The organism is Bacillus sp. FSL W8-1141, assembly GCF_038593205.1.
GTDB lineage: Bacteria > Bacillota > Bacilli > Bacillales > Bacillaceae > Bacillus > Bacillus altitudinis.
This window is the reverse complement of the sequence record NZ_CP151973.1, coordinates 2,388,309-2,404,788: the sequence shown is the minus strand read 5'-3', so window position 1 is coordinate 2,404,788 and position 16,480 is coordinate 2,388,309. Positions and strand designations below refer to the sequence as shown.

Below are 16,480 nucleotides of genomic sequence, written 5' to 3'. Positions count from 1 at the left end.
ATGAGTGTTTTATTCATTGCCCCAAGTCAATTTAGTATTGGTGAACTTCATAATGCAGTAACTTTAGCTAAACAATTGGAAGAAGGGGGAATCAAAACTTTTTTCTTAACAAGTCAAAACCATATCGATTATGTGATAAATGCAAAGATGGAAGCAAAAGCTTTACCAAGAAAAACACTACAATTTCATATCGTGCAAGAGACAGCAGAAACTATAAAAGCTAAAGCAATCATTATTGCAGACTATCATAATTTAGATATAGAGTCGCCCTTAATAGATTTGGATAAAATATTAGAGCTCAATATCCCAGTTGCAACTATTGACTCTCTTAGCTTTGGACCAAATGAAAAAATATTAAATAATCAATTGTTTGCACATTCTTCTAAAAAGAAGGCTGCACAGAAGCAACAAAATATTGTGAGAAGTATTCCAAATCAAATGAAAATCATTAGGACGTGTCCAGTTAATAATCCTAACCTGAGAGACGAACGAATTTTCCCTGTTTCATTATATCCAAAAGACTTAAAAATCAATAAACAAGTTAGGGAAAAAACAAGAAAAAAGTACCAATGCCTATTTAATGAAGATAAGTTAATTATGCTTTCTAAATCTGCTTGGGCAAATTTATTAGTGAAAATGAAACTGATGGAGACAGGCAGTCATATGAAAAGTACTTATAATTATGAATTCTTCATTCAAGAGTTATTGACAGAGTATTTATCATTAAAAGCAATCAAGTCCAAGATTGTGATTGTAGGGGTGTCACCAGATAACAATTTTATTCCTATTAATCTCAATGAGAAGGTTACTTTTATTCCATTACCTTTTTTAGATTTAGAGGATTATGACGATTTGTTACTATCATGCGATTTGTTCGTCACAGATAATATTACCTCAGCTACTATGGCAAAATCATTGGTTGGATCTGTGCCAGTTCTTAGTTTAATTAATACAAAAGTCTTTCTTGATGAACAGAAACGGCCTGTTTTACCATCTACTTGGGAACAACCAAATCTTTTGAAAATTATGGATAAATGGTTGAAGGTTTTGCCTGATGGAATTTATCCATTTATCACATTTCCTAATGGCTGGATAAATGAATTGAAAGATTTATTTGATAAAAATCCTATATTAGAAGTCTTAGAAACAGTAGAGATTTTTGATATTAAAGAGGCGGGTTTAAAAATACACAATTTACTTTATTGTGAAAAGACAAAACATGAGTTTACTGAAAAACAAGAAGTATACGTAAATTTAATTAAAAATACACCAAATGCAAAAGATATGCTGTATTTCATTCAAAAATAATTAGTAAAGAAGGTTACATTATGAAAAGAATATATAAGGAATATCAAGCTTTAAGAGAATCTGTTGCTGTATTTGAATTAAATGAAGTGGGTGTATTTAAGATAAGTGGAGAAGATCATGAGGAATTTGTAAATAGTTTAGTAACTGTCGACTTAGAATTTATGGATAGTGAAAGAACAATTTTTACACTAATTTTAGATAAAAACGCGAACATTGTTGATGTTCTTACTATTTATAAACAAGAGGATTATATGTTAATTGAAACATCCCCATTTAAACGTGACACTGTACTTCGCCATATTGAGAACCATTTAGAAGGTCCCATACAACTAGAGGACATTTCAACATCAACAGCTGTTTTGGCGTTTGAAGGTCCTTATGCTTGGAAAGTGGGACAAGAATTGATCGACATAGATATATCTTCCTTGCCTTTCCAGACGTTCTTTGAAACAAAGTGGAGTGACAAGCACATTATTTTTGCTAGAACGGGTGTAACAGGAGAATATGGCTATAAAGTCATTGCTTTTGACGCGTCATCGACAAAATTTCAGTTGGAGGATTTTATTCTCTCACTTGAATTTGGTGATATCCGACCATTAAAAGTTGATATGGAAGTCGTTGAACTAGCAATGCTAGAAGTTAGACAGCCTAATACAAAGCGAGATATAAATGGGTTAAATGTATTTGAAGCTAGTTTAGAATGGATGGTTCATTTTGACAAAGAGGAATTTTTAGGGAAAGAAATGCTTTTAGCATTAAAAAAGGAAAAAGTAAGTAGACGCCTAGTTGGTTTTCATTTAACCTCAGACCATCAACTATCTACAAATGGAAAAATCATTGTTGAAGGCAAACTGATTGGTGAAGTGTTCCAATTAATTCGAAATCCAGTAACGAACAAGTATACAGGCTTAGCGCTGTTAGAAGATGATTTTGCTGTCTCTGGACTAGAACTACAATTAAATTGCGATGGGTTAGATGAGAACTTAACTATACACACAATCTCGTCACCATATATAGCACCAAAATCTTGGGCTATCAAGATGATATGAGGTACACAATGAGATATAAAAAGCATCAAGTTGTTATTACTGGAATGGGGATTATAAGCGCAAATGGTATAGGTTTAGAGGAGTTCTGGAACAACACCGCTAACGGGATAAGCGGCATAAAAAAAATTGAATCAATAGATACTTCAGATTTGATGTCTCAATTTGGTGGGGAAGTAAAAAATTTCAGCCCAGAGCGTTATTTGAGCGAAAGTGAAATGAGTTCAATGGACCGTGCAGGTCAATTTGCAGTTATCGCAGCAAAAGAAGCAGCATTGACTGCTAGCTTCGAAATTCATGAGGTTGATCCTTATCGAGTTGGTGTGACTCTAGGTACCTCACTCGGTGGTATACTAAGTGGTGAAAAATTTCATGATCAATGGATCAAGAAAGGATTAGATCAAGCAAACTCTTCGCTTATCTATCAATATCCAATCCATGTTCCAGCAGATCATGTGTCAACATATTTAAAAGTAAAAGGACCCAAAACTGTCATATCTAATGCATGTGCAGCCGGAACAAATGCAATTGGCCATGCGACTGATATGATTAGATCTGGAAAAGCAGATATGATGTTTGCAGGAGGAGTAGACCCGTTAACTAAGTTGTCATTAAGTGGATTTAACTCGCTTCAAGCGCTAAGTGTCGGGCATTGTTCTCCTTATAGTAAAAGTAACGGTATTAACATTGGAGAAGGCGCAGCATTTTTAGTTTTAGAAAGTTTAGAACATGCTCAAAAAAGAGACGCTCGAATATATGCTGAAATTTTAGATTATGCAATGTCTGCTGATTGTTATCATCAAACAGCGCCTGATCCAGCAGGATTAGGTGCTACAAGGTCAATGAAAAGTTGTTTAGAGCAGTCTGAGTTACAAGGTGAGGATTTGTCATATATCAATGGGCATGGTACTGGTACCCCTGCTAATGATCTATCAGAACCAAAGGCGATCAAAGCTATTATTAAGGAAAGCGATATACCAGTGTCATCAACTAAATCAATGGTAGGTCATATGTTGGGCGCAGCTGGTGCCACAGAGGCGGTAACGAGTATACTTGCATTGAAAAATGGTGTCATTCCACCAACGATTAATTTTAAAGAAGAAGAAAGACAGTATAATCTAGATTTTGTACCTAATATACCTCAAAAAGCACAATTAGATGTTATTTTATCTAATTCATTTGCTTTTGGAGGAAATAATGTCAGCATCACTTTTGGGAAACATCATTCGGAAAAAAAGAAAAAGAAAAAAGAAAGTGATAAAAGAGTTGTTTTAACAGGTGTTGGGGCTATTGCAGGTAATGCCTCAAATTATGAAGAAATTAAACGCTTGTTACTTAGTGGAATGGATGGATTCTCAACGAACGGAAAGTTTAATTTTGAAAAATATGGATATAAAAAAGCTGCACTTTTACCTGATATCGAATATAAAAAATTTATTAACCCGAAATTGCTGCGGAAAATGGACCCCATTAGTAAACAAGCGAATGTAGCTGTGAAAATGGCTTTAGATTCTGCAAAACTGAAAATAACAAATAATAATACTGAAAAAGTTGGTCTTTTATTTGCTACAGGTACAGGTCCTATTGATACTGTTGAATCGTTTAATAGAGTTGTCATTGAACAAGGTGCTCAAAAGGCAAATGCTAGACTTTTTCCAAACACTGTGATGAATGCTGCTGCGGGGAATATCGGCTTAAACTTTAAACTAAAAGGCCCTACCTCAACTATCTGCGCTGGGGGTGTTTCAGCAATAAATGCTTTAAATTATGCAACGAATTTAATTCAGCAAAATCTTTGTACACAAGTCATTGTCGTATCTTCTGACGAATTTAATGAACCTATGATGGCAGGAATGTCCAAAATAAATGGATATTTAACTGATGATGAAGCAAGGCCATTTGATCAAAATAGAAGTGGAAATATATTAGGAGAAGGCAGCGTTGCATTTGTAATAGAGTCGCTAGATCATGCAAAAAAAAGAGACGCTGAAATCATTGGCGAAGTGAAAGGTTTTGGAATGACTTCTGACAATTTCGGAATTGGTAAAGTTGATCCGAAAGGGACATCGTGGAAGCAAGCGATGCTAAGTGCAATTGAAGATGCAGGTTTAAATAAGAATCATGTTAATTATATTTCTTCGTCAGCTAGTGGGCATAAAATATTTGATGCAGCTGAAGCTAATGCTATGCGTAGATTGTTTTCTATAAAAAGTCCACTAATTGGAACGACGAAAGATACATTTGGAGAAACACATGGAACGGCTGGATTTATAGGAATTATTGATGCGTTACTTGCATTAAAAGGTCATTACACCGGTATACGTCTTTTAAAAGAGGGAATCTTTGAGGGGAAATTAAATTACTTAAAGGAACCCTTACACACTAGTTCGGCTTCACATGTTCTAGTGAATTCTTTTTCATATGGAGGTAATTACCAATCTGTTGTGATAAGTAAATATGAAGAATAGCATGTTTTCGTCTGGTTCAATTTAATAATGAAGGAGATCAAACATGAAAGGAATTATTTTAGCGGGAGGCAGTGGTACAAGACTGTATCCATTAACAAAAATTATTTCAAAGCAACTTCTTCCTATTTACGACAAGCCTATGATTTACTATCCGCTTTCAGTTTTAATGATGGCGGGTATTAGAGACATTTTATTTATATCAAGTCCACATGACATTTCAAAATTTGAGCAATTATTTGGAGATGGTTCTCAATTTGGTCTTCATTTCGAATACAAGGTGCAGCAGAAACCGTTAGGAATAGCAGAAGCTTTAATAATTGGTGAAGAATTTATAGGAAAAGACCAAGTAACAATGATACTCGGTGATAATATTTTTTATGGTCACCAATTAATAGAGAAAATAAAGACAAGTCATAAATACAAAAAGGGGGCCACGATATTTGCATATAAAGTTAGTGACCCAGCAAGATTTGGGGTTGTTAACTTTGATGCAAATCACCGTGTTCTATCAATTGAGGAAAAACCAAAAAAACCTCAGTCAAGTTATGCCATTACGGGATTATATATTTTTGATCATCAGTCGGTTTGTTTTGCGAAACAGTTAAAACCATCTAGACGTGGAGAATTGGAAATAACAGATATTCATAATCAATATTTAGCTATAAACCAATTGAACTTACAATTACTTGGAAGAGGGCATGTATGGCTAGATGCAGGAACACATAGTTCGCTTCTAGAGGCTTCTCAGTTTATTGAAACGATTGAAACAAGACAAAATTTGAAAATCGCTTGCTTGGAAGAAATTGCTTATAATAAGAATTACATCTCAAAAAACGAACTGGAAAAAATGACTAATGAATATTCGAACAATTCTTATAAAGAGTACTTACAGAGCTTAATAGAGGAATATTAAAATTTATCAAAGAGGGTTAAGAGGGTTATTTATGCAGATATATAAGACCGAATTGGAAAGTGTTTTTGTGATTGAGACAGATATTTATCATGATGCAAGAGGATACTTTTCTGAAACATATAATCAACGAGATTTTAATGATGCTGGTATAAATGTAACTTTTAAGCAAGATAATCATTCATTTTCTAAAGATGCAGGGGTAATAAGGGGGCTTCATTTTCAAGAGCCTCCTTTTGCTCAATCTAAATTAGTAAGAGTGATTTCGGGTGCAATTTACGATGTCATCGTTGATATTCGACCTAAATCACTTACTTTTGGTAAATGGATTTCTGTCATATTGACTGCAGAAAATAAGAAGCAGGTATTTGTACCAAAAGGTTTTGCACACGGTTTTTGTACGTTAACAAGTGATACAAATGTTATTTACAAAACAGATGCATACTATTCAAAAAAACACGATTGTGGAATAAGATGGAATGATCCATATCTAGATATTCCATGGCCAGTTAAAGAACCAATTCTTTCAAAAAAAGATGAAAGGCTCCCTATCTTCAAACATTCAAGTATTGTAGGAGGGGATTTTAAATGAACTTACTGATTACTGGAGGGGCAGGTTTTATTGGGAGTCATTTTCTAAAATATATGTTAAAAAAATATCCCTTTTATAATTTTGTTAACTTAGATAAATTAACCTATTCTGGAAATGAAAGAAATTTGATAAAATTAAATGATTTAAAAAATTATTCCTTTATACAGGGCGATATCACTGATAGAAAAATAGTTACTGATATAATAAGGGAAAATGATATACAAGTTATTGTTAATTTTGCTGCTGAAACACATGTGGATAGAAGTATTATTAATTCTTCTCCATTTATACAAACAAATATAGTAGGTACTCACCAATTACTTGAAGTTTGTTGTAAATTTAATGGGATTAAATTTATTCAAATATCAACTGATGAGGTATATGGATCTTTATCTAATGGTATGTTCACGGAATATTCCAACTTATCCCCTAACAATCCCTATTCAGCTAGTAAAGCAGGGGCAGATATGTTAGTAAAATCTTATTATCACACATTCGGTCTCAATGTGAATATTACAAGGTGTACTAATAATTATGGACCTAATCAATACCCAGAAAAGTTAGTTCCATTTTCAATCAAAAGAATTTTGGAAGGAAAGAAGGTTGAATTGTACGGAGATGGTTTAAATATTAGGGATTGGATATATGTTGAGGATCATTGTTCTGCTATTGATAAAGTAATACATCAAGGAGTACCTGGGGAAATTTACAATATTGGAGCAAACAATGAAAAAAGTAATATGGATATCGTAAAAACAATTTTAGACATTTTAGAAGAGCCCATTGATAAGATCGAATTCATCCCAGATCGACTAGGGCATGATAGACGCTATGCCTTAGATAATTCAAAAATACAAAATGAACTTCAATGGGCTCCATCTTATTCCTTCTATGATTCTTTGAAAAAGACTGTGATGTGGTATGCGAATAATTACAATTAAGATTAACTGAAAATTAAATAAAAATTAAGAAAGGTATGACAATGAGAATTCTTTTAATAGGATCAGATGGATCCTTAGGTAGTGAGTTTCTTAGACAATTAAAATTAAACAAACTATATACTGTATATCCTTTTAATAAAAAAAAACTTGATATCACTTTAAAAGAAGAAATAGTTAAGGTCTTTAATAAGGTGAAGCCACAAATTGTTATCAACTGCGCAGCGTATACAGATGTTGAAAAAGCTGAGGTTGAACCAGCAAAAGCAATTCTTGTTAATGGGACATCTACAAAGTATCTTGCTGAAGCCACTGATAAAATAGGCGCAATTTTTGTACACTTTAGTACAGATTATGTTTTCAATGGAAAGCAAAACATTCCATATACTGAAAAAATTAAACCCAACCCCCTTAATGTTTATGGAGAATCTAAAAGGTTAGGAGAAAAATATATAGAGGAATCAACAACACGTTATTTTATAATTCGTACTTCTTGGCTTTTTGGAAGGGGCGAAAAAAAAAATTTTGTAGATAAGATACTGGATTTTTCTGAAGTTCAAAAAGATATTCCTGTAATTACAGATCAAATTGGATCCCCTACATATACAGTGGACCTTGCTTCCGCTACACTGGACCTCATATTAACAAATCATTTTGGGATATATCATATTGTTAATAAAGGTATAGCTTCGAGATATACTTTTGCACAAGAAATACTGAGGCATTCAAAAAGCAGCGTATCACAAATTTCAAAAGTTGATTCAAAATCATACCCAAATTCTGCCGAAAGACCAAAGTTTTCTGCACTGGATAGTCTGCTGTTTTCGAATGTAATCGGTTATGAATTACCTAATTGGCGTGTTAGGCTTTTGCAATACCTAAAAGAAAGAAGGAGTGGTGAGACATTTGTTAGAAGTCAATCAAGTAGTAAAAAACTATGGCGATAAACAAATATTAAAAGAAATAAGTTTCAAAGTTGAAAAAGGAGATTCATTTGGCTTTTTAGGGCCAAATGGAGCAGGTAAATCTACTTTAATTAGTATTATCACAGGGCTCTACCAACCAACAGATGGTCGTGTATTAATCGAAGGGTATGATATGAATGGGCAACAAAAAAAAGCACAACAAATGATTGGAATTGTTCCACAAGAAATTGCATTATACCTCAATATGACAGCAAAAGAAAATTTAACCTTTTGGGGTAGAATGTATGGATTGAAAGGAAAATTATTAAAAAAAAGAGTGGGAGAAACTCTTCAATTAATTGGACTTGAAGAGCGTGCAAATGATAAAGTCAAGTTTTTCTCTGGTGGGATGAAAAGAAGGGTCAATATTGGTTGTGCTATTTTACATAAACCAAAAATTTTAATTATGGATGAACCAACAGTTGGAATAGATCCTCAATCGAGAAATCATATTTTAGAAACTGTCAAAAGGTTAAATCAAGATGGAATGACTATTGTTTATACGAGTCACTATATGGAAGAGGTTGAATACTTATGTGACAAAATTGGAATCATTGATCAAGGATCTCTTGTTGCACTAGGGACAATTGCTGAGCTAAGTAAGCTTGTTGAAGAACAAAGAGAAGTAATTTTAACGATTAAGAATAATAAATCAGATATTGAAAAAGTGAGTAAGTATATTCGAGAAAGCTACCCTTCAAAAGATTTTAATGTCGAGGGTCAAAAATTTATAATAGTAGATCAAAAACCACAAGAATTTATTAGTAAGTTAATTCAAATATTAACAGATATGAAAGTGGAAATTATTTCAGCAGAAGTTGTAGAACCAAATTTAGAAAATGTTTTCTTGTATTTAACAGGTAAGAAATTACGAGACTAGATCGAATAGAGGTGAGTATATGAGTATTTGGGTTGTACTGAAAGATCTATTATTGTTTTTTAGGGATAAGAAAAGCTTTTTTACACTTTTTTTTATGCCTATCATATTAATTGCTATATTAGGCGCAGCATTTGGAGACAACATGAAGAAAGATAGCGAAATTAGGATCAATTCATTTCGAGTAGGAATAACAGATCAAGATAAGTCCGCTACAAGTAAAATGTTTCTTTCAACATTGTCTAAGAGTGAACTCAGTGACATATTTGAAGTGAAGGTCACCTCGAAAAATCAGCTAGAGAAAGATTTAAATAGTAGAGACATTACAATGGGTATAATCATCAAGCCGAATTTTGAAAAAAGCATATTAAATCACGATCATGTGCAATTGAATATTTTGAAAGGACCTAATTCAAGCTTACAGGAAATGGTCCTAGAAAATGTGGTTTTGCAATTCTTTCAAAATTATCATATGAATCGTATTCTGGTGCCGTTGAATCAAGGTAAAGAAGTGGAGATCGTGTCTGATCAACTGAAAAAAGAACTAGTGAACGAAAGGAACATTCATATCAACAGCCAGCCGATTACATCCTTCCAATACTACGCAGGCGGGATGGGTGTGCTTTTTTTATTAATGACTGTTGTTTTCTTGGTTGGCAGTATGATAGAGGAAAAAGAAGAAGAAGTCTATAAAAGACTACTAGTATCAAAGTTAAGCAATACTAGTTATATCATTGGAAAGTTATTGGGCATTTTTTTAATGAGTATGATTCAACTTGCGGTCATTATTTTATTTACTAGTTTTGTCTTTAAGGTGAATTGGGGAGAGCCTTTTACTGTTGTTATGATCGGATTTAGTTTTATATTAAATGCTGCAGGTTTAGGGGTGCTGATTGGTTCTTTTATCAATAGAGAAAAAACGTTTAACAGTGTGGGGATTTTAGGAACTCAAGTGTTAGCTGCTTTAGGTGGGAGTATGGTGCCCTTATACTTATTCCCACAATGGGTGATGAATATCAGCTATTTTTTACCTAATTCTCTTGCACTTCAAATGTTTTTGAAAAGTATGGCAGGTGCTGATTTTAGTGAAATTCAAAGTGGATTATTACTTAGCTGTGGGATGGGACTAGCTTTCTTCATCATTGCTTTATTAAGAATGTCTTTTGAAAGGAAGCATCGCTATGCATAAAATATTAGCCATTATCACGTTAAAGTTAAAAGAAACATTAAAGTCTCCATTGGCTCTCATTTTTTTATTTGTTATGCCAATCATATTTAGTTTTATCTTTGGCAGCACGGCATCAGATACAAAGAAACCCACAGTTGCTTTTGTTCAAAATCCTCAACAAGACGAACTCAATCAGGAAATATTAAAAATGCTCAAAAAGAACACGACATTTCTTTGGATAAAGGCGTCTGAAATTGAAGCGGAAGAATTAGTATCTGATGAAAAGGTAATTGCGTCGGTTAAAGTCTCTGATCAATTAGAGTCCCATTTAAAAGAAAATAAAGAGATTTTTGATGTGACAGTTTATAAGAAAACTGAGGAATATGCAGTCTTATCTCCCTATTTAAAAGAGGCAGCAGCGATCATTTATCAGATCAATTACGGTGTGAAAGATCAGAGAAGTGCTTCTCTCACCACTGCATTGAATAAGTTAAATGAATCTGGCACCATTTCGTTGGTTGAAAAAAAACAAGATGGTCAAGCAAACCAGCAACCAAATTTAATACCGCTTGGCTTTACCATTATGTTTATGATGTTTGCGATTTCAAGCTCTTTGTCCTCTATACATTTGGAGTATAAAAATTATACATGGCAAAGATTGCTTTCGAGTCCAATCCATAAAATATATGTACTTCTGGGCTATTTAATGGCATATTTCCTTCTTGGATGGCTACAATTAGGTGTTCTTTTGACCATCTTATCTATTTTCTTTAATGTCTACTTAGGCAACCTATTTCTTATTTTATTGTTCGGATCATTTGTTATAGGCCTTGTCGTAAGTTTAGGATTTATGATAGCTACTTTATCTCAAACGAAAAAACAAGCTGAAATCTTTAGTGCAATTGTCATTGTAGGATCGTGCATGCTGGGTGGTATTTATTGGCCTCTAGATATCGTTCCAGACATTATGAAGAAGATTTCTTTGACTATACCGCAAACATGGATGATGTCTGGTTTTGGTGAGATCATGAGCGGCAATGTTAATCTTTCTATCTTATTATTAGATGCGACGGTTTTAATTGCTTTTACGGTGATCTTTATGATCATTGGTTTGAAGAGTATCAGATCCTATTAATCCTTTGTTCTTCTAAAAAGCCCTCTATAGCTATGTAGAGGGCTTTTTGTATACACGTGATTTACTTTAAATGATTGGATAACTCGTTAATATTTACTGGTGAAAGAAATTGAAGGCTGCCCAAATAAATATTTCACATTACCCATTGAGAAGGATATATTCCTCTGTTAAATCAACAAACGCCTTCAAAGCAGGAGACATCCATTTATTTTTATGCCAGAATAGTTGGATTTTCGTTGTGAGACAGGGCCCCATCCAATTGATTTTAATCATATGGCCTTCTGTTATTTCTCTTTTTATAGAAATTTCGGGAAGTACAGCAATTCCTAGACCAGCCATTACACATTTTTTTATGGCTTCTACATCTGCTAGTTCTAGTTTACTTCTCGGTTTTGCTCCTGCCTGTGTCAAAGAGTGTTCGAAGGCGTAACGATAATCGCAGTCTTCAGTTAACAACAATCTTTGCTCGTCTAAATCGATAGGATATACTTTTTGTTTTTTGCTCAATGGATTTGTTGGACAGCATACAATGGCCATCGGTTCATCTTTTAATTCTTTTACAATTAAATGTGAGGATACGACAGGATTCATCGATAATAGGGCGACATCAATTTGTCCTTCCAGTAATAGATTTAAAACATCCTTTTCAGCTATTCCGGGACGGAAAATCAGTTCTACTTTAGGATACGTTGTTTGAAAGTCCGTTAAAATATGAGGAAGTCGATAGGTACATTGTGTTTCAGATGCACATATTCTCAAAATGCCGCTTGGCTCACTCATTCCGCCAACAGCCTCTAATGCTTCTCCTGTTAAACCTAAAATCTTATCCGTATAATCTTGAAACTTCATGCCAACTTCTGTTAAAATTACCCTTTTTCCAAGCCTTTCAAAAAGAGGGGTTCCTAACTCTTCTTCTAATGCAGCGATATTCGCCGTGATACTAGATTGAGCATAGCCAAGTATTTGTGCTGTTTTTGTAAAGTTTAATACTTTTGATGCTGTTTGGAACATCATCAGTTGCTTTATTTCCAACGTCAATCCCTCCTAAATCGGATGAGCCGATTGATGCAATCAGAAAACTTCTATAGATAGATCATAACATTTTTACTATGATAAAAGTAGGCGCTTTCATTATTTAGAATGTTCAGATTTTATAGGGGGGATGGCTTTGTTTGAAACGATTGTCAATTCAATAAATGACTTTTTATGGACATATATTTTAGTCGTTATGTTAATAGGGATTGGAATCTACTTTACGGTGAGAATGAAGTTTATGCAAATTGTCTTACTAAAAGAGATCTTCCGTTCTATTTTTGAAAAAGCCCCAAAAATAAAAGGGAGTCAAGACATTTCTTCAATGCAAGCTTTCTTTATCGGAGCAGCGACGAGGATTGGAACTGGAAATATGGCAGGTGTTGCTATTGCCATCACAGTTGGTGGTCCTGGAGCTATTTTCTGGATGTGGTTTGCAGCAGTTTTAGGGGGAGCTTCTGCATTTGTCGAAAGCACACTCGCTCAAATATATAAAGTGAGAACAAGTGATGGTTTTAAAGGGGGGCCAGGCTATTATATACAAAAGCAATTTGGACTGAAATGGCCAAGTAGGATCTTTGCCTTTTCTGTTATTCTTAGTTTTGGCTTAATTTTTAATGCAGTACAAACGAACACCATCACAAATGCCTTTCGATATTCATTTGGTATCAGTCCAATTGGCATGGGGGTATTCGTAACCATTCTTACGGCTCTCATCATTTTTGGTGGTGTAAAGAGAATTGCCCGCTTTACCCAAATCATTGTGCCAATCATGTCCTCGTTTTATATTATCTTAGCACTTTATGTGATTGTCACAAATATCGCTGATGTACCCGCAGCATTAGCAAGTATTATGAAAAGTGCGTTTGGATTAGAGCAAATGGTTGGAGGCGGAATCGGCGCTGCAATAATGAACGGTGTCAAACGTGGTTTATTTTCCAATGAAGCAGGAATGGGAAGTGCGCCAAATGCAGCTGCTGCTGCCCATGTTTCACACCCAGTAAAACAAGGGTTTGTTCAATTATTAGGTGTATTTTTTGATACATTAGTTGTTTGTAGTTGTACAGCATTTATTATTATGCTATCAACAGTAGAAACAGCAGGTGATTTGTCAGGTATTGAAATTACTCAAGCTGCAATGGCGCAGCATTTCGGTTCTTGGGCTAGTATTTTCTTAGCATTTGCGATCTTTACTTTTGCATTTAGCTCCATTGTAGGTGGCTACTATTACGGTGAAGCCAATATCGGTTTTATTCATCACAGTGTAACCGCGCTATTCGTGTATCGAATCACTGTTTTAATGATGATCATGTTTGGTGCTCTCGCCAACTTACAAATCGTTTGGACGTTAGCGGACTTGTCGATGGCGATTATGGCAATTGTTAACTTGGTTGCCATTGCGATTTTAGGCAAATTTGCTTTTGCGGCTCTAAATGATTACATGGGACAAAGAAAGGTAGGAAAGAACCCTGTTTTTTACGCTTCTACCATTCCAGGTTTAAAAGGAATAGAATGGTGGGGAGCAGAAAAACAAGCAATTAAATCAACCAATGAAGGGGTAGAAAATCAATGATAAATTTTGAATATGATTGTCATACGAAAATGATCATGGGGACTGGAAAATCTAAAGATATTGCCTCTATTGTAGAGGACATTGTTTTGCCTAGTGCTACAATTATGATTGTGACTGACCCTGGTGTAAAAAGCGCAGGATTGGTGACGCCTATTGAAGCGTATTTGCAAGAAGCTGGTTATTCCGTTGTCGTCTTTGATCAAGTATCTCCAAACCCTAGAGATCATGAATGTCTAACGGGTGCAGAGCTCTTTAGAAAAGTACAAGCATCAGCGGTTATTGCGATTGGCGGAGGCAGCCCAATGGATACGGCAAAAGCCATTGCTTTATTAGGTCCAAATGGCGGTAATCCTGAAGAGTATATAGCAGGGAAGAAGGCGTATACAAATGTATCACCCTTAATTTGTATTCCAACCACGGCTGGAACTGGCTCTGAGGTGACCCGTTCATCTGTGATTACGTTAGCTGCTTCACATAAAAAAATCACCTTAAAACATGCCTTGCTTCGACCAACTATTGCGATTTTGGATCCTGTTCTTACTTCTACGGTGCCAAAAAGTATAACAGCGGCAACAGGTGTTGATGCACTGGTCCATGCGATTGAAGGCTATACATGTAAAGAAACAAACCCTATTTCTAAGGCGATGGGGGCAAGCGCAATGAAAACCATTGTGACCTATTTACCGAAGGCGTATGAAGACGGGTCTGATTTAGAAGCAAGATACAAAATGCAGGAAGGCAGTTTACTCGCTGGCTTATGCTTCGGTTCCGCTGATGTAGCAGCCGTGCATTGTTTAGCGGAAGCGCTCGGCAGTCTTTATGATACGCCTCATGGTATCGCAAATGCTGTGTTTTTACCTTATGTCATACAATTTAATGCAGCTGAAAACAAATCATTGCACATAGAGCTTGCAAACATCATGGGCTTTGCAGATAAAACGGATGCAGATGATGTGGCGATTCAAAAATTAATGGATGGTATGTATACATTCACAAAGAATTTAGGTATTCCATCACTAAAAGAATTATCTTATGTAAAAGTAGAAGATTTCGAAAAAATGGCTGAACTAGCAGAACAAAACAACTCTACAAAAAGCAATGTTCGTGCCGTTACGAAAGCGGACTACTTAGATATACTAAAGGCTGCTTTTTAATTATAGTCATACAGAAAAAGAGCCGACTAGAATGACTGAATGATAAACACAAACTTTCCCAGACTTTACACAAGAAGCAAACGACTATGTCGTTAATATGGAGAATTACAAATATACCACCCTCCTAATGTATGATTTAGGTGGTGGTTTTTCTATGTCCCATTTGACTAGGTATCGTGTATACATGAGTGGTATGATAGACGACAACATCTCATGAGAGAAAGGATAGGATAAACGATGAATTTTCACAATAAAACAGTCGTTATCACTGGCGCAGCCAATGGAATTGGTGAATCGATCGCGTATGGCTATGCGAAAGAAGGGGCGCGTGTTGTGCTTGCGGATATTGACGAAGAGAAGGGCAAGCGCTTGGAAGATCAGCTGAAAAAGAAGTCCTTTGAGGCTTTTTTTAAAAAAACGGATGTGAAACAAGAGAAGGATATTCAAGACATCATGTCGGCTGCTGTGGCTCGTTATCAAACGATCGATATTCTCATCAATAATGCAGGGGTTATGTGTACAAAATCGCCTTATGAGCTAACGGTTGATGAGTTTGATCATGTGCTGCATACAAACCTACGAGGTGCTTTTTTATGTGCAAGGGAAGCGGCACGTTATATCAAAGAGAATCGAAACGGCGGTACCATTGTGAATATTTCATCTACCCGTGCGACCATGTCAGAGCCTCATACAGAAGCGTATGCTGCATCAAAAGGCGGGATATCAGCACTTACTCATGCGCTGGCTGCTTCTTTTAGTCAGGATCACATAACAGTAAACAGCATTTCCCCTGGGTGGATTGAAACGAAGGATGAGAAAAATTTGCGAGAAATTGACCATCAGCAGCACCTTTCCAATCGAGTAGGAACGCCAAAGGATATTGTCAAAGCTTGTTTTTATTTAACAGATGAAGACAATCAATTTGTGACAGGAACCGATTTGGTTGTTGATGGCGGCATGACTAGAAAAATGATTTATGCGGATTAACATGAAAAAACATTGACGCCTTGACGGAGGCGCAGTACAATATAGAACAATTCAGCTGAAGATCGTCATGAAAAAAGATAAAGCGCAAATAGAGAAGAGTATGTAATGGCTGCCTCACACAGAGAACTCCGTGAAGCTGAGAAGGAGCTGGGAAGCGTTACAGAACCAAGCCTCTTAGCTCTGCACCGGATTCATTGTGATGGTGATGCAGCGGCATTCTCCCGTTATAGAGAAGGGTTAGCGATAACCTGTTAAGGTTCATCTGGTAACAGGTGAATGAACTGAGGTGGCAACGCCGAGTCAATCCCGTCCTCAAGACAGAAATGT

At 35.4% G+C, this 16,480-nt stretch carries 14 protein-coding genes; 13 read left to right on the top strand and 1 reads right to left on the bottom strand.

Annotated features, from left to right (window positions below; translation table 11 throughout):
- From NSQ52_RS12280 to NSQ52_RS12235, 10 genes are read left to right on the top strand one after another with little or no spacing between them, the layout of a single operon-like run.
- Entirely contained in the window at positions 1–1,308 is a 1,308-nt protein-coding gene (locus NSQ52_RS12280) for a DUF6365 family protein (RefSeq protein ID WP_144679916.1), read from the top strand.
- A gap of 20 nt (positions 1,309–1,328) precedes the next feature.
- Positions 1,329–2,357 (top strand): aminomethyltransferase family protein, encoded by a 1,029-nt coding sequence (locus NSQ52_RS12275; protein WP_144679918.1) that lies wholly within the window; start codon positions 1,329–1,331, stop codon positions 2,355–2,357.
- An 8-nt stretch (positions 2,358–2,365) separates the two neighbouring features.
- Positions 2,366–4,822, top strand: a complete 2,457-nt coding sequence (locus NSQ52_RS12270) for a beta-ketoacyl-[acyl-carrier-protein] synthase family protein (protein ID WP_144679920.1) — start codon at positions 2,366–2,368, stop codon at positions 4,820–4,822.
- 43 nt (positions 4,823–4,865) lie between these two features.
- Positions 4,866–5,735, top strand: a complete 870-nt coding sequence (rfbA, locus tag NSQ52_RS12265; RefSeq protein ID WP_144679922.1) for a glucose-1-phosphate thymidylyltransferase RfbA — start codon at positions 4,866–4,868, stop codon at positions 5,733–5,735.
- Between the two features lie 31 nt (positions 5,736–5,766).
- Entirely contained in the window at positions 5,767–6,324 is a 558-nt protein-coding gene (gene rfbC, locus NSQ52_RS12260; RefSeq protein ID WP_144679924.1) for a dTDP-4-dehydrorhamnose 3,5-epimerase, read from the top strand.
- Positions 6,321–7,265: a dTDP-glucose 4,6-dehydratase gene (gene rfbB / locus NSQ52_RS12255; RefSeq protein ID WP_144679927.1), complete on the top strand. Its 945-nt coding sequence runs from the start codon at positions 6,321–6,323 to the stop codon at positions 7,263–7,265. The genes rfbC and rfbB overlap by 4 nt, the downstream gene beginning before the upstream one ends.
- A 41-nt stretch (positions 7,266–7,306) precedes the next feature.
- A complete protein-coding gene (gene rfbD / locus NSQ52_RS12250) occupies positions 7,307–8,209 on the top strand; it encodes a dTDP-4-dehydrorhamnose reductase (protein ID WP_186365920.1) in 903 nt (300 codons plus the stop codon).
- The gene (locus tag NSQ52_RS12245) at positions 8,169–9,107 is read left to right on the top strand and encodes an ABC transporter ATP-binding protein (RefSeq protein WP_144679930.1); all 939 of its coding nucleotides are present in this window, start codon (positions 8,169–8,171) and stop codon (positions 9,105–9,107) included. Before rfbD ends, NSQ52_RS12245 begins: the two co-directional genes overlap by 41 nt.
- A 19-nt stretch (positions 9,108–9,126) precedes the next feature.
- Entirely contained in the window at positions 9,127–10,293 is a 1,167-nt protein-coding gene (locus tag NSQ52_RS12240; RefSeq protein WP_096881670.1) for an ABC transporter permease, read from the top strand.
- On the top strand, positions 10,286–11,407 hold the full coding sequence (locus tag NSQ52_RS12235) for an ABC transporter permease (RefSeq protein WP_096881669.1): 1,122 nt from the start codon (positions 10,286–10,288) through the stop codon (positions 11,405–11,407). Before NSQ52_RS12240 ends, NSQ52_RS12235 begins: the two co-directional genes overlap by 8 nt.
- A 138-nt stretch (positions 11,408–11,545) precedes the next feature.
- Here the strand turns inward: NSQ52_RS12235 and NSQ52_RS12230 are convergent, their stop codons facing one another.
- A complete protein-coding gene (locus NSQ52_RS12230; RefSeq protein ID WP_096881668.1) occupies positions 11,546–12,439 on the bottom strand; it encodes a LysR family transcriptional regulator in 894 nt (297 codons plus the stop codon).
- Positions 12,440–12,569: 130 nt separating this feature from the next.
- Between NSQ52_RS12230 and NSQ52_RS12225 the strand changes: the two genes are divergently transcribed.
- The 3 genes from NSQ52_RS12225 to NSQ52_RS12215 all read left to right on the top strand — a co-directional run bounded on the left by NSQ52_RS12225 (position 12,570) and on the right by NSQ52_RS12215 (position 16,153).
- On the top strand, positions 12,570–14,012 hold the full coding sequence (locus tag NSQ52_RS12225) for an alanine/glycine:cation symporter family protein (protein WP_056705387.1): 1,443 nt from the start codon (positions 12,570–12,572) through the stop codon (positions 14,010–14,012).
- Positions 14,009–15,166 (top strand): iron-containing alcohol dehydrogenase, encoded by a 1,158-nt coding sequence (locus tag NSQ52_RS12220; protein WP_096881666.1) that lies wholly within the window; start codon positions 14,009–14,011, stop codon positions 15,164–15,166. Before NSQ52_RS12225 ends, NSQ52_RS12220 begins: the two co-directional genes overlap by 4 nt.
- 237 nt (positions 15,167–15,403) lie before the next feature.
- Positions 15,404–16,153, top strand: a complete 750-nt coding sequence (locus NSQ52_RS12215; protein WP_342473371.1) for a glucose 1-dehydrogenase — start codon at positions 15,404–15,406, stop codon at positions 16,151–16,153.
- Positions 16,154–16,480: the final 327 nt, after the last annotated feature.